General features: G+C 41.9%; 10 protein-coding genes. 2 read left to right on the top strand and 8 right to left on the bottom strand.

What is annotated here, in order from left to right; genetic code table 11:
- Positions 1-27: 27 nt before the first annotated feature.
- The 7 genes from MHI46_RS05165 to MHI46_RS05135 all read right to left on the bottom strand — a co-directional run bounded on the left by MHI46_RS05165 (position 28) and on the right by MHI46_RS05135 (position 10,072).
- Positions 28-1,077 (bottom strand): M42 family metallopeptidase, encoded by a 1,050-nt coding sequence (locus MHI46_RS05165; RefSeq protein ID WP_260775695.1) that lies wholly within the window; start codon positions 1,075-1,077, stop codon positions 28-30.
- A 144-nt stretch (positions 1,078-1,221) separates the two neighbouring features.
- Positions 1,222-3,531 carry a YhgE/Pip domain-containing protein gene (locus tag MHI46_RS05160; protein WP_260775693.1) on the bottom strand — a complete coding sequence of 770 codons (2,310 nt, stop codon included), beginning with the start codon at positions 3,529-3,531 and terminating at the stop codon, positions 1,222-1,224.
- Between the two features lie 64 nt (positions 3,532-3,595).
- Entirely contained in the window at positions 3,596-4,174 is a 579-nt protein-coding gene (locus MHI46_RS05155; protein ID WP_059376290.1) for a TetR/AcrR family transcriptional regulator, read from the bottom strand.
- Positions 4,175-4,347: 173 nt separating this feature from the next.
- Positions 4,348-5,760, bottom strand: coding sequence for a protoporphyrinogen oxidase (gene hemY / locus MHI46_RS05150; RefSeq protein WP_251181152.1), 1,413 nt, complete (start codon positions 5,758-5,760; stop codon positions 4,348-4,350).
- Between the two features lie 22 nt (positions 5,761-5,782).
- The gene (gene hemH / locus MHI46_RS05145) at positions 5,783-6,721 is read right to left on the bottom strand and encodes a ferrochelatase (protein WP_260775691.1); all 939 of its coding nucleotides are present in this window, start codon (positions 6,719-6,721) and stop codon (positions 5,783-5,785) included.
- Between the two features lie 32 nt (positions 6,722-6,753).
- Entirely contained in the window at positions 6,754-7,812 is a 1,059-nt protein-coding gene (gene hemE / locus MHI46_RS05140) for a uroporphyrinogen decarboxylase (protein ID WP_075611115.1), read from the bottom strand.
- A gap of 124 nt (positions 7,813-7,936) precedes the next feature.
- The gene (locus tag MHI46_RS05135; RefSeq protein WP_251181154.1) at positions 7,937-10,072 is read right to left on the bottom strand and encodes a PBP1A family penicillin-binding protein; all 2,136 of its coding nucleotides are present in this window, start codon (positions 10,070-10,072) and stop codon (positions 7,937-7,939) included.
- 127 nt (positions 10,073-10,199) lie between these two features.
- On the opposite strand from MHI46_RS05135, the gene MHI46_RS05130 reads away from it, so the two are divergent.
- Complete coding sequence (locus MHI46_RS05130) at positions 10,200-10,685, top strand: antibiotic biosynthesis monooxygenase (RefSeq protein ID WP_024425462.1); 486 nt, start codon at positions 10,200-10,202, stop codon at positions 10,683-10,685.
- Positions 10,686-10,749: 64 nt separating this feature from the next.
- Here MHI46_RS05130 and MHI46_RS05125 read toward each other — a convergent pair whose 3' ends face one another.
- A complete protein-coding gene (locus MHI46_RS05125) occupies positions 10,750-10,902 on the bottom strand; it encodes a hypothetical protein (RefSeq protein ID WP_241770537.1) in 153 nt (50 codons plus the stop codon).
- 283 nt (positions 10,903-11,185) lie between these two features.
- Here MHI46_RS05125 and MHI46_RS05120 point away from each other — a divergent pair, with 283 nt between their 5' ends.
- Positions 11,186-12,373 carry a M20 family metallopeptidase gene (locus tag MHI46_RS05120; RefSeq protein ID WP_039177597.1) on the top strand — a complete coding sequence of 396 codons (1,188 nt, stop codon included), beginning with the start codon at positions 11,186-11,188 and terminating at the stop codon, positions 12,371-12,373.
- The last annotated feature ends 9 nt before the right edge of the window (positions 12,374-12,382 follow it).

The raw sequence follows: 12,382 nt of genomic DNA, 5'->3' as shown, positions 1-12,382 counted from the left end.
AGAACCCCAGCTTACGGGGTTCTTTTTTTATGCTGTGATTAATGGTGATTGAACATAGTGATAAAGAAGATCCGCTGTATGGACAAGTGAATCTTCATGTGTTCTTTCAAAGGCATGCGAGGAATCTATACCAGGACCAATCAGTCCATGAATGATATCATGCCCTGCTCTAATGGCTGCTGATGCATCAGAGCCGTAATAAGGATAAATATCAAGGCGGTAATCAATGTTGTGCTCTTCTGCTAATGTAGCTAAATGCTTGCGTAATCCATAGTGATAAGGGCCGCTCGAATCTTTTACACAAATCGATACACTGTATTCATCTGTTGATTGACCGTCACCGATCGCGCCCATATCAACAGCTAGATATTCCACCGTTTCTTCTGGAATATTCGAGTTTCCGCCGTAGCCAATTTCTTCATTATTGGAAATTAAGAAGTGCGTCGTATGCGGCAATGTGATATTTTCGTTTTGAATTCTGTGGATGAGCCGCAAAAGTAGCGCCACACTTGCCTTATCATCCAGATGTCTTGATTTAATAAAACCTGAAGACGTCACTTCCACTCTCGGATCAAATGAGATAAAGTCCCCTACTTGAATGCCAAGTGCTTTGACATCGTCTGCATCTTTCACCTTTTCATCGAGACGAATCTCCATATTTTCTTGGTTTCGTTTCGCTTTTCCAGCATCCGCATAGACGTGCACGGATGTTTGATGCATAAGAATGGTCCCTGTATATGTATGGCCTGATGCTGTTTCAATTTCACAATATTCGCCTTCAATTGAGTTATACTGAAAGCCTCCAATAAGTGCTAGACGAAGCCGTCCATTTGATTTAATTTCCTTAACCATCGCACCGAGCGTATCGACATGCGCTGTCAGCATGCGATGTTCTTTGTCATCTGTTCCTTTAATGGTGGCAATTAATCCGCCTTTTCGATTTCGTTTTGTCTCAATGTTCAAATCTTGTAAAAAACGTTCAACAAAGCCGATCACTTTTTCTGTATTTCCTGATGGACTTGGGATTGATACAAGCTTTTGAATCAGCTGAATTGTTTCATTTACTTCAGTAGTCATTCGGCATTTCCTCCTTTGTCTGAAAGCAATTCCTTCCATGTATGCCTTTTTCAGCATCTCTTCTTAAAATATATCGCTTCAGGTTCGAGATGTCTAATTTCAAATGAAAAATCCTTCCTCTATTAAAGAGAAAGGATTCATGGATTAAGCTTCGTCCTGTTTCATTTTTCTTACGTTCCAAGCAAAGTATGCTGTTGTTGCCGCCATCATGATGATCGCAACTGTACCAAGGATCGCTGCTTGGTGCCATAAATAGCTGTCATCACCGCTTGCAATGATCGTTCTAAATCCGTTGATTGTATACGTCATTGGAAGCAGACTGTGAATGACTTGGAAGAATTTCGGCACAAGCTCAAGCGGGAATGTACCAGCACTTGCTGCGAGCTGAAGAACCAAGATGATAACAGCAATGAAGCGTCCTGGGTTCCCCATTGTTGTCGCCAGCAGCTGAATGATCGCTAAGAATGTCAGACTGACGATAATCGCAAAGAGATAGAAGCGCCAGAGGCTTTCCACCTCAAGACCGAGCCCAAAGATGAGCAAGGAGCTTGCAATAACTGCTTGCAGGATACCGACAAAAAAGAGCACACTATATTTGCTGAAAAACCATTCAAACGCATTTCTAGGGCGTCCAGCAGGGTCTTTCATTGGGAAGACAACGGTGAGCATGAGAGCCCCTACAAAGAGTCCCATCGATAAAATATAAGGTGTGAGTCCTGTACCATAATTATCAATCTTTTTCGCTGTATCATTTTCTGTTTTCACGGGACTCGCAATCATATTGTAATTGTCTTGACCCGCATCAATTTCTCCTGTTTCATCAGCGGCGCTTTTTAATTTATCGGACAGCTTACCTGTTCCGCTCTTTAAATCTCCCAATCCTTTATCGAGTGATTTTGAGCCTTCAGCAAGCTTAGATGTGTTGCTTTGGATATTCGTTGAACCACTTTCCAGCTTATTTAACGCTGCGCTTAGCTGGCTTGAACCATTTGCAAGCTTATCTGCACCGCTTTTCGCTGTATCAAGCTTTCCATTTGCTGTCTGCAGACCATCTTGTAATTGGCCTTGACCTGTTTGAAGCTTCAGTGCACCTTGATACAATTTATTCGTACCAGATGTCATTTGATCAATCGCATTTTGTATCGCGACTGTAGATGTGTACAGCTGTTCTGTTTTCTGTGGCAGCTGTTTGACTTGCTGCAGCTGAGCTTTTGCAGAAGCAACCGCAGATTGAACCTCACTTGCATCAGGCAGTTCCTGCAAGGCCGCTAAGCTTTGTTCAAGTCCAGACAGATCAGGGAGTTCGATTTTAGGCAGACTGTCAAGCTGATCCATTGCCGCCTTTTTCTCTTCATCTGTCATTGAGCTGTTTTGGATAATGCTTTTTACTTTAGCATCTCGATTCGATAACGCTTCTTTTAATGAAGCAAGTTTTGTACTAAACGTTTTTGCGTCTTTTTTCACCTGATCGAGTTTAGGCGCCATCTTTTCAAGATTCGCTAATTCTGGTGATGACAAGACTTTTTCTACTGCTTCAATTTTTTCTGAAAAGGATTGTGCTTTGTTGTTTAGCTGCTCAATGCCCGCTGTGAATTGCGGCATTTTAGAAGCGAGCTGCTGATGGCCTTCCCGGCTTGTGTTTAACCCTTCAGTCAATGTATCAATTCCTGTACCAAGCTCTCCAAATTTCTGATCGATCGTTTGATAGCCTGTTAAGAGCTGGCCAAGTCCGCTGTCAAGAGATTGTATCCCTGTGTTCAGTTCACCCATTTTACCAGCAAACTGATGAACACCTTCGCTATAGGTTAACGTTCCTTCAGCCAATTTTGCTAAATTGTCTTTTAACTTGTTACTGCCATCTTTTGCACTTTTTGTTCCGTCATCAATTTTCTTCGCACCATCGCTTGCTTGATCTAAGCCTTTTGCAATCGTTTTGAAGTTATCAAAAATGACCTCTGCGTAATTTTTCGTGACTTCCTTTGAAACCGAATCTTTTAATTTGATAATGGCATTATTCGCAATTTGTGACGCCGCATAGTTGGCGCCTGGATTCGTATAATATTTCAGATTCGATTTTTTTGGATGTTTATCAAGGACTGTACTTGCATTTTTTGAGAAATCCTTTGGTATTTCCACGACGAGATAATAATCCTCGTTATTTAATCCCTTCACTGCCTTTTCTTCACTATCGACAAAATTCCATTTGAAATTATCGTTTTTCTTTAATTCCTTCACTAAATCATCGCCGACATGCAGTGTTTTCCCGTCATAATGACTGCCTTCGTCCAAGTTGACCACTGCTACAGGCAATTGATCGACTGTACCATATGGATCCCAGTACGCTTTTAAAAATACGCCACTGTAAATCAGCGGAATAAATAACACAGCGAAAATCGGGATCAGTAGTTTTTTGCTCGTCACAATGTCTTTCCATTGATTCCGAATTAAATTCATTGCTGTTTTCCTCCCATAGATGAATGACTAAATTTAGAATTTGGTCATTTGAACTTAAAAAAAATTATGTTGCGGCTAAAAGTCCTTTGAGTACATAAAGCTCCAGCGACTCGGCCACCTCTTCTTTTGTTAAAGGCTCGTATCGCTTTTCCCAATCAAAAATAAGTGCAATATATAGTTTCACCATCACAAATGCAGTCAATTCAGGATCACATGGCTTAATATCGCCTTTATCAATCGCTTCTTTTACTTTCGTTTTAACATAGCGAATGATCATTTGCTCCATCTTCTCAATCATTTCCTTGACCGCTGATGTGCCAAGCTCCGCATTTTCCTGAAAGATTTTGATTGTGAGCTGGTGGTTTTTTCGAAATTCCAATATTGCAAAGAGTGCTAAATGAAGGTTTTCAGAGAAACTTTTCTCCTCATCCATTGCTTCATCCGCAATTTTCTTCATCTCTATTAAAAGGGATGTGAAAATTTCATCGAACAGCTCTTCTTTGTTTTTGAAAAAGGTATAAATGGTTCCTTTTCCGACGTTGGCCAGCTTCGCCACAAGATCCATTGTGGTGGCTTTATACCCAAATTGAGTAAATGCCTTCGTAGCCCCGTCTAAAATCATTTGTCTCCTATCAACACTCATGATCTCACTCCCAAAATGACTATTTGAACGTTTTGGTCATTAAGTACAGAAAGTAATATACCACATCCTTTTCTCCGGATGCAACAACTTTGTTCACTTTTATGATTCACAACTCTTTTTGAATTATTCGAACACGAAAAACTCCCTTTCCTTGGTAGAAAAGGGAGTTTGTTTTATGAAAATAGATAAGATACAGCCTCTGAAATGGCCGCTTTTCCTTGATCAATACAATCAGGGATTCCGACACCTTCAAAAGCAGCACCTGTAATATAAACACCAGGATATGATTGCTTAAACGTTTCTCGCATATTCGAAATGGCTTTCTGATGACCGACGTGATATTGCGGCATGCTAGTCTTCCAGCGAGTCACTGTCGTCAGTTCTGGATCTGCTTTAATATCCATGATTTTCTTCAAATCCTCCAGCACAATGCTGACGATTTGATGGTCTGACTGTTCGACAATTGATTCGTCGCCAGCCTTCCCTACATAAGCACGCAATAGCGTTTTTCCTTTAGGAGCTGTATGCGGCCATTTTTTGTTCGTCCACGTACAGGCTGTAATAGAGAAATCACTGTTTCTTGAGATGACAAAACCAGTGCCGTCATATTCATTATGAACATCCTCTTCTCTAAAACCGAGTGCAACTGTTGCAACAGAAGTAGATGTCATATCATGCAAGTACTCAAGTCCCGCTTCTTTTGGAAACATGGAATAGATCGATTGATGCGGAGTTGTCACAATGGCTGAATCGGCAAAAAGCGTTTGACCGCTGTCTAATTGCACTCCATAGCCCCCATCAGTTTTTTCAATCTGCTTCACTTTTGTACCTTTATAAACCGTTGTCAGCTGGAGCTTGCTTTCTACTGCTTCAACAAGCGCTTGCAGTCCTTGATTGATCGTTTGGAACTGCCCTTGTTTTTTCGCTGTTACTTGCTGCGCTTTCGCATGCTGCTGTGATTTTTTCATCCCAAGAATCAAACTGCGATGCTTTTGTTCTGTTTGATAAAACTGCGGGAAGGTGGACATTAAGCTGAGGCGGTCAATGTCACCTGCATAAATACCTGATAGTAGAGGTTCGATTAAATTCTCAACTACTTCATCACCGACACGTCTTCTAAAAAATTCACCGAGCGACTGATCTTCTGTCTGCTTGCTTTTTGGCAGTACGAAATCCATTGCGGCTCTCGCTTTTCCTGCAACTGAAAAAAGACCGGTTGTGATGAATGGGCTGATTTGAGTTGGAATACCCATGACAGCGCCTTTTGGCATCGGGTGAAGGGTTTCATTGACTAGTACATATGCTTGCCCTGTTTCATTATTGACGAGCTGATCCGCGAGACCAACATCCTTCGCCAGCTGCGGTCCACTGACCTTTCTTTCTAAAAATGAATCAGGTCCACGTTCAATGATGTAGCCGTCTTTATATAATGTTTGTATTTTTCCACCTAGCCTAGGGCTCGCTTCAATAAGAGATATTTGAATGGGAAGACCTTTTTCTTCGACTTCCTTTTCCAAATAGAAGGCGGCGGCTAAACCAGTGATGCCACCGCCAATGATGACAAGGTGTTTTTGATTGTCATGCATAGGATCGCCTTCTTTTATATAATTACTTGCTTTCGTCAAGCTTCTTTAATACGACAGTTGCGAGAGCATCAATAAATGCTGGTTTCGCATTTGGCATTTCTGGACGATAGTAGGCTGCACCGATTTCATCTGTCACGACTTTACATTCATAATCGTTGTCGTATAACACTTCTAGATGGTCAGCGACAAACCCAACAGGCACATATACGAACGTTTTATAGCCTTTTTGTTCGAATAGATCCCGTGTTAAGTCTTGAACGTCTGGTCCAAGCCATGGATCAGGCGTGTTGCCTTCACTTTGCCAGCCAATTTCATAATGTTCAATTCCTGCACCTGCTGCAATCATTTTGGCAGATTGTGCGAGCTGATCAGGATATGGATCTCCTGCTGCAATAATTTTTTCAGGAAGGCTGTGTGCAGACACAATGAGTACGGCTGATTTTCTTTCCTCTTCACTCATCGATGCATACGTATCCTTCACTTGTTTCACCCAATAGTCCACAAACTTCGGCTCATCGTACCAGCTTTCCACAGACGTAATCTTCAGATTGCCAAGCTTGTCTGCCTCATCTTGTGCACGCTTGTTATACGATTTCACGCTAAAGGTTGAAAAATGCGGCGCAAGAACAATACTCACTGCTTCTGTGATGCCGTCTTTGTGCATCTCTGCAACTGCATCCTCAATGAACGGCTCAATATGTTTTAGACCGATGTAGACATGAAATTCAATGTCGTCTTGGATGTCGTTCAAATGATCACACAAACCATTTGCCTGCTGTTCTGTAATTTTTGATAAAGGAGATATACCGCCGATTGCCTTGTAGCGATCCTTCAAATCTTGCAGCATCTCTGGCTCCGGCTTTCTGCCTCTGCGGATATGTGTATAATAACGTTCAATATCTTCTTCTTTATATGGGGTGCCATATGCCATGACAAGAAGTCCCATTTTCTTTTTCTCCACAACCAACACTCCTTCAGATCATTTGAAATAGTTTAGATGGATGATTTTTTATGTTTCGCTGAATAATCATGAATAAAATCTGTCAGCTTCTTTAACGTATCTGGTGAAACATCAGGAAATACCCCATGACCTAAGTTAAAGATAAAGTGATCTGATTTCATTCCTTGATCTAAAATATCTTTTGCTCTTTCTTCAATGACTTCCCAAGGAGCAAGTAAGATGGTTGGATCGAGGTTCCCCTGTAACGTTTTTGTGAGCCCTTCTTTTCTCGCTTCGTCTACACTCGTGCGCCAATCCAGTCCAACCACATCAAGCGGCAGGTCGTGCCAGTCTTTCGCTAGATGGCTTGCACCAACTCCATACATGATCATTGGGACATTTTCAGACTTCAGCTCTGTGAAAATTCGCTGCATGACAGGCTTAATGAATGTCCGGTAATCTGCTGCATTTAAAGCGCCAACCCATGAGTCGAAAATTTGAAATGCACTGACCCCGGCTTTTACCTGCGCGCGTATGTACGTGATCGTCATATCAGCTAACTTGTTCATGAGCAGCATCCACGCCTCAGGATCACTGTACATCAGCGCCTTTGTTTTATGATAATTTTTAGATGGACCGCCTTCAATCATATAGCTTGCCATCGTAAATGGTGCGCCAGCAAAACCGATAAGTGGAACATTCAGCTGCTCCTTCGTTAAAAGCTGAATGGTATCAAGCACATATGGCAAGTCTTCTTCAGGATGAAGTTCCCCAAGACGTTCGATATCTGCTTTAGATCGAATCGGTGCATCAATCACAGGTCCAATTCCATTTTTAATTTCTACGTCCACTCCAATAGCCGGAAGCGGGGTCATAATATCTTTATATAAAATAGCAGCATCTACGCCATATTGTTCTACAGGAAGTCTTGTTACATAAGCACATAACTCTGGCTGATGCGTAATTTCAAATAGCCCGTATTTTTCTTTAAGGGCACGATATTCAGGCTGTGAGCGTCCTGCCTGTCTCATATACCAAACTGGTACATGGTCTGTTTTTTCCCCTTTACACGCCTTTAAGAACGTGTCATTAAAAACCTTCGTTTTTCCCATTACCTTTCATTCCACCTTTCGCCTTACACTCTCTTTGCATAAGGCTCAAACACTGCTTTTACTATACCGCGTTTTCAAGGCACGGTATACTAAAGCGGCTCAATGTTCAAAAAATCGCCGAATATTAACGTCCAAAAGACTCTGGCTTGACATACGCACTGCCTTCGCCTTCTTCTTGTGTTTGGGTATTATATGGAACAACTTTATACTCTGCGTTTGAAAATACATTGGCATACGGCATTGTATAACTGCCCACGCCTGTCACTGTGTCGATCAGCGTCTCGCCTCCATTTCTCTTTTCATAGATGCGGTATTCAACGCGTTTATCCTCCTGCTTGTCCCAAGACAGCTCTAATGTAAATAATCCTTTGATTTTAAACGCATAGCGGGCTTCAAATCCTGATACTCCCTCTAAATGGATAGGAGATTGAAGCTCTTTTATTCCCTCTGGTTTTTCAAACGTTTCATTGGTGATTTGAGCTGCTGTTAAAATATCTTTAAACAGCTGCACTGGGTATTGACTGCCCCCAGTTAAATAGTGGCTGTTATCGGTTTTGTCATACCCCATCCAAATCGCACCCGTTGTACTAGGCGTATAACCGGCAAACCAAGCATCCTTTGTTGCACCTTTCACACCCGAATATGTGGTCGTCCCTGTTTTACCAGCTAAATCTCCAGCGTATGAACCGCTCTGGGCTGTCCCGCCTTTGACAACTTGCTGAAGCATTCTTGTCATGTTCCATGCATTCTGCACGCTAAACACTCGTTCTTGCTTACCACGATTCTTTTCTACAGTTTCTCCTTCATCATTGGTGATCTTTTGAATAAAGAAAGGCTTTTTATATACGCCTTCATTGGCAAATGTATGGAAGGCTCCAGCGATCTGTAATGGCGAAACTCCTTTTTCTAAACCGCCAAGCGCAATAGCTAAGCCTTTATCAGAGATATCTATCTCCATTTTCTCGAGATATGACTTCGACGTATCAATGCCCAGCTGGCTTAACGTCCACACAGCAGCGGTATTTTTACTTTTCATGAGGGCTTCCATCATTGTGACCCGGCCCTCATACTGCCCATCGTAATTCTTAGGTGAGTAGCCGTCATAGCTTTTTTCTTTGTCTTCAAGCAGCGAATAAGGTCTGAATTTTTTCTCCTGCATTGCCGGACCGTACACCGCGATCGGCTTAAAAACAGATCCCGGCTGCCTAACAGCTGTCACCCTGTTATAGCCTCTCGCCTGATATTCTCGTCCTCCAATGGCTGCTTTCACTCCACCAGACTCGTTATCAATAAATACGGCGCTGCCTTCCGGAGAACCGCTTTTTCCCGGGAAATAACGGTTGTTCTTCATCGCATCATATGCAGTTTTTTGCAGATTCATATCAATCGGTACTTTAATGGTATAGCCGCCTTGAAGCAATTGTTCATGTGAAATGGCATACTCTGATTCTGCTTCTTTTATGATGAGATCAACATAGCTGTCCACCCAAGGTGTTTCTGATTTCTTTTTTAAATGAATGCCTAGTGTTCTCCCTTTTGCTTCTACCGTTTCTGTTGAAGACAAATATCCTTGTTCGTTCATTAAATTCAGGATGGTGTCCCGCCTTTGTTTATTTTTATCAGGGTGTAGAACAGGCGAATAAGTAGATGGTGCCTTTGGCATCGCAGCGAGAGTAGCACCTTCGCTGACCGTTAAATCTTTGACATCCTTACTAAAGTAATAATTGGCTGCTGCCTGAATACCATAAACACCATGGCCGAAGTAAAGCTGATTCAAATACATTTCAAGCAGCTTATCCTTGGAATAATCTCTTTCTAAATTAATGGCAATAATGACTTCTTTCGTTTTTCGAAGAAAGGTTTTGTCATTTGTGAGAAAAATATTTTTTGCGAGCTGCTGAGTAATTGTACTGCCGCCCTCTACCTTTCCTCCTGCTAATATATCTCGATAAACCGCCCTTGAAATAGACTGTGCATCAATTCCGTGATGCTCATAAAAACGCTTGTCCTCGACAGCCACAAAGGCTTTTGCTACTTTATCGGGCACCTCTTTTAACGACACAGGGTCCCGATTTTCTGAATACATGCTTGTGAGTTCTTTTCCATTCTGGTCAATGATTTTGGAGGAAGCGTGAAAAACAAGCTTCTTTTCATCTATGACATAATGTCCTAAAAATAAAATCGTCAGATAGCCAATAAATGAGAGTACGATTGTACTTCCTGCAATGACTAATGGAATGATTATCTTCTTTTTCTTCAAATTAGGTCACCTCATTCCTTTATACGGATAGTATGGGATGTATTGCTTCATAATATGTTTTATGGATTGACTGCCAAAGAATTATATATCATTCTTTTGTTATACTATCAAGCAGGAGGCGGTTTAGATGAATTTCTATATTACATATGGAACAGCAGATTTTTTGCATAAAATCGCAAAAAAACACCATCTGGAAAATCTGCTTTATATGGTTGGGAAAGAACAAGCAGCTCTTTTTCATGAAACGGAGGGTGAGACTGTATTTAAAGCCCCTCATGCCTATGATGTGATTTATGCGAAAGGCGAGCTTGTCCAATCTGGTTTCGTCACCTTGAATCATATCCCTGTTAAGCTTGAAAGCAGAGCACTCTTTGAATCCACCTTTCAGAAAAAGACGAACATCTCAGAACATCAGCGCGGCTTCCAAGCTATTCGCGTTTTAAGACCTCAAAAAGATGAAGAAGTTTATTTGATTTTGACACTTTGGGAATCAGAGGACTTATTTCAAGACTTTCAAGAATCAGAAGCATTCTTTCAGCCACACGAGGATACAGGCTCCATTTTCTCTCGTCCGGCTTACCTCACATCCTACCATGCCGTCACAGACAATTAAGGAAGTGCTGCTCTCAGCACTTCTTTTTTTCATGAAAAAAAGCCCAATCGCTGGGCTCTTCATTTTATGAGCTTGATTTCAGCTCGTACCGATGAATGATCGGCTGAAGCACATAGAAATTCAGCAATATCCAACCTAATAAGATCGGCCACTTCAACATAGGTGAAGCACCTTTCAATTGAATCAGCAGCACCAATAGCGGAATTAAGCAGATCATGAAAAAACTCATTTTTGAGACAAATGTTTCTTTGATTTGATGCCGGCAGCTTGGACACATCATCATTTTCGTATGTGATAAATGGAATTTTTCGACGAAAGAAAATGTTTTTGAACAATTTGGACAGCTTCCCAACGCTACTCCTCCCTTTCCCTGCTTCATATCAACTTCGACTTTTATGTAAAATGACCTTTTGATACTGACCACGAAATCCTCTTCTGTTGAAAGATTCTAACAATTACCATACAATCAGTAAAAGAGCATGAAGGAGGTTTTCGATTCAATGACAATATCCACTTTACAGAAAAGCATCAATGAACGTCTTGATGAACATTATGAGGAAATGGTTGAAATTAGACGCCATCTCCATATGAATCCTGAACTTTCTTTTCAGGAAGAAGAAACAGCCGCTTTCATCGCCAGCTACTATGATACATTACAAATCCCTACGCGTACTCAGGTGGGCGGTCATGGCGTACTCGCTTTTATCGAAGGAGCTTCTCCGGGGCCAACCATTGCCCTCAGAGCTGATTTTGATGCACTTCCCATCCACGATGAAAAAGATGTACCTTACAAATCAACAAAACCTGGAGTGATGCATGCGTGCGGTCACGATGGGCATACTGCGACACTTCTTGTATTAGCAAAAGTTTTGCATACACATCGTGACCAATTAAAAGGAAAGATCGTCCTCATTCATCAGCATGCGGAAGAATATGCTCCCGGCGGTGCAAAACCAATGATTGAAGACGGCTGTTTAGACGGTGTCGATGTGATATTTGGTACGCACCTTTGGTCTTCAGAGCCTTGTGGCACGATTCTTTATAAAAGCGGAAACTTTATGGCAGCCGCCGATCGTTTCTCTATTCAAGTCCAAGGGAAAGGCGGACACGGTGCCCAGCCTCATTTAACAAAAGATGCCGTACTCATCGGTTCACAAATCGTCGCAAACCTGCAGCAAGTCGTTGCCCGTAAAGTCAATCCGATTGATTCTGCTGTAGTGTCTGTTGGAGGTTTTGTCGCAGAGAATGCCTTTAATGTCATTGCAGATTCAGCTGTTTTAACTGGTACTGCACGATCCTTTGAAGAAAGTGCACGGCATATCATCGAACGAGAAATTGAACAGGTGGTAAAAGGGGTGTGCCAGATGCATGATGCTTCCTACACATATGAATATGTGAGAGGATATCCAGCTGTCAAAAACCACCCGAAGCCGACTGAATATATTGCGGACGTCGCAGAACAGACGGAAGGTGTAACAGAAGTAAAAGAAGCGGAAACCCAAATGGGCGGAGAAGACTTTGCTTACTACCTTCAGCATGTCCCTGGCACCTTCTTCTACACAGGCGCCATGCCGGAAAACAGCCAGGATGTGTATCCACATCATCATCCAAAGTTCGATATCAACGAAAAAGCAATGCCTGTCGCAGCAAAGGTACTCGCTAACGCCGTTCTTTCCTACAATGAATAAAAAAAAGCC

The organism is Bacillus sp. FSL K6-1000, from assembly GCF_038630785.1.
Lineage (GTDB): Bacteria > Bacillota > Bacilli > Bacillales > Bacillaceae > Bacillus > Bacillus safensis.
This window is presented reverse-complemented; position numbering and strand designations above follow the sequence as displayed.

What these genes read in the sequence shown, in the direction of transcription:
- MHI46_RS05165 (WP_260775695.1), bottom strand. Translation starts at nt 1,077, where the DNA reads ATGACTACTGAAGTAAATGAAACAATTCAGCTGATTCAAAAGCTTGTA.
- MHI46_RS05125 (WP_241770537.1), bottom strand. Translation starts at nt 10,902, where the DNA reads ATGATCTGCTTAATTCCGCTATTGGTGCTGCTGATTCAATTGAAAGGT.
- MHI46_RS05120 (WP_039177597.1), top strand. Translation starts at nt 11,186, where the DNA reads ATGACAATATCCACTTTACAGAAAAGCATCAATGAACGTCTTGATGAA.
- MHI46_RS05160 (WP_260775693.1), bottom strand. Translation starts at nt 3,531, where the DNA reads ATGAATTTAATTCGGAATCAATGGAAAGACATTGTGACGAGCAAAAAA.
- MHI46_RS05130 (WP_024425462.1), top strand. Translation starts at nt 10,200, where the DNA reads ATGAATTTCTATATTACATATGGAACAGCAGATTTTTTGCATAAAATC.
- MHI46_RS05155 (WP_059376290.1), bottom strand. Translation starts at nt 4,174, where the DNA reads ATGAGTGTTGATAGGAGACAAATGATTTTAGACGGGGCTACGAAGGCA.
- hemE (WP_075611115.1), bottom strand. Translation starts at nt 7,812, where the DNA reads ATGGGAAAAACGAAGGTTTTTAATGACACGTTCTTAAAGGCGTGTAAA.
- hemY (WP_251181152.1), bottom strand. Translation starts at nt 5,760, where the DNA reads ATGCATGACAATCAAAAACACCTTGTCATCATTGGCGGTGGCATCACT.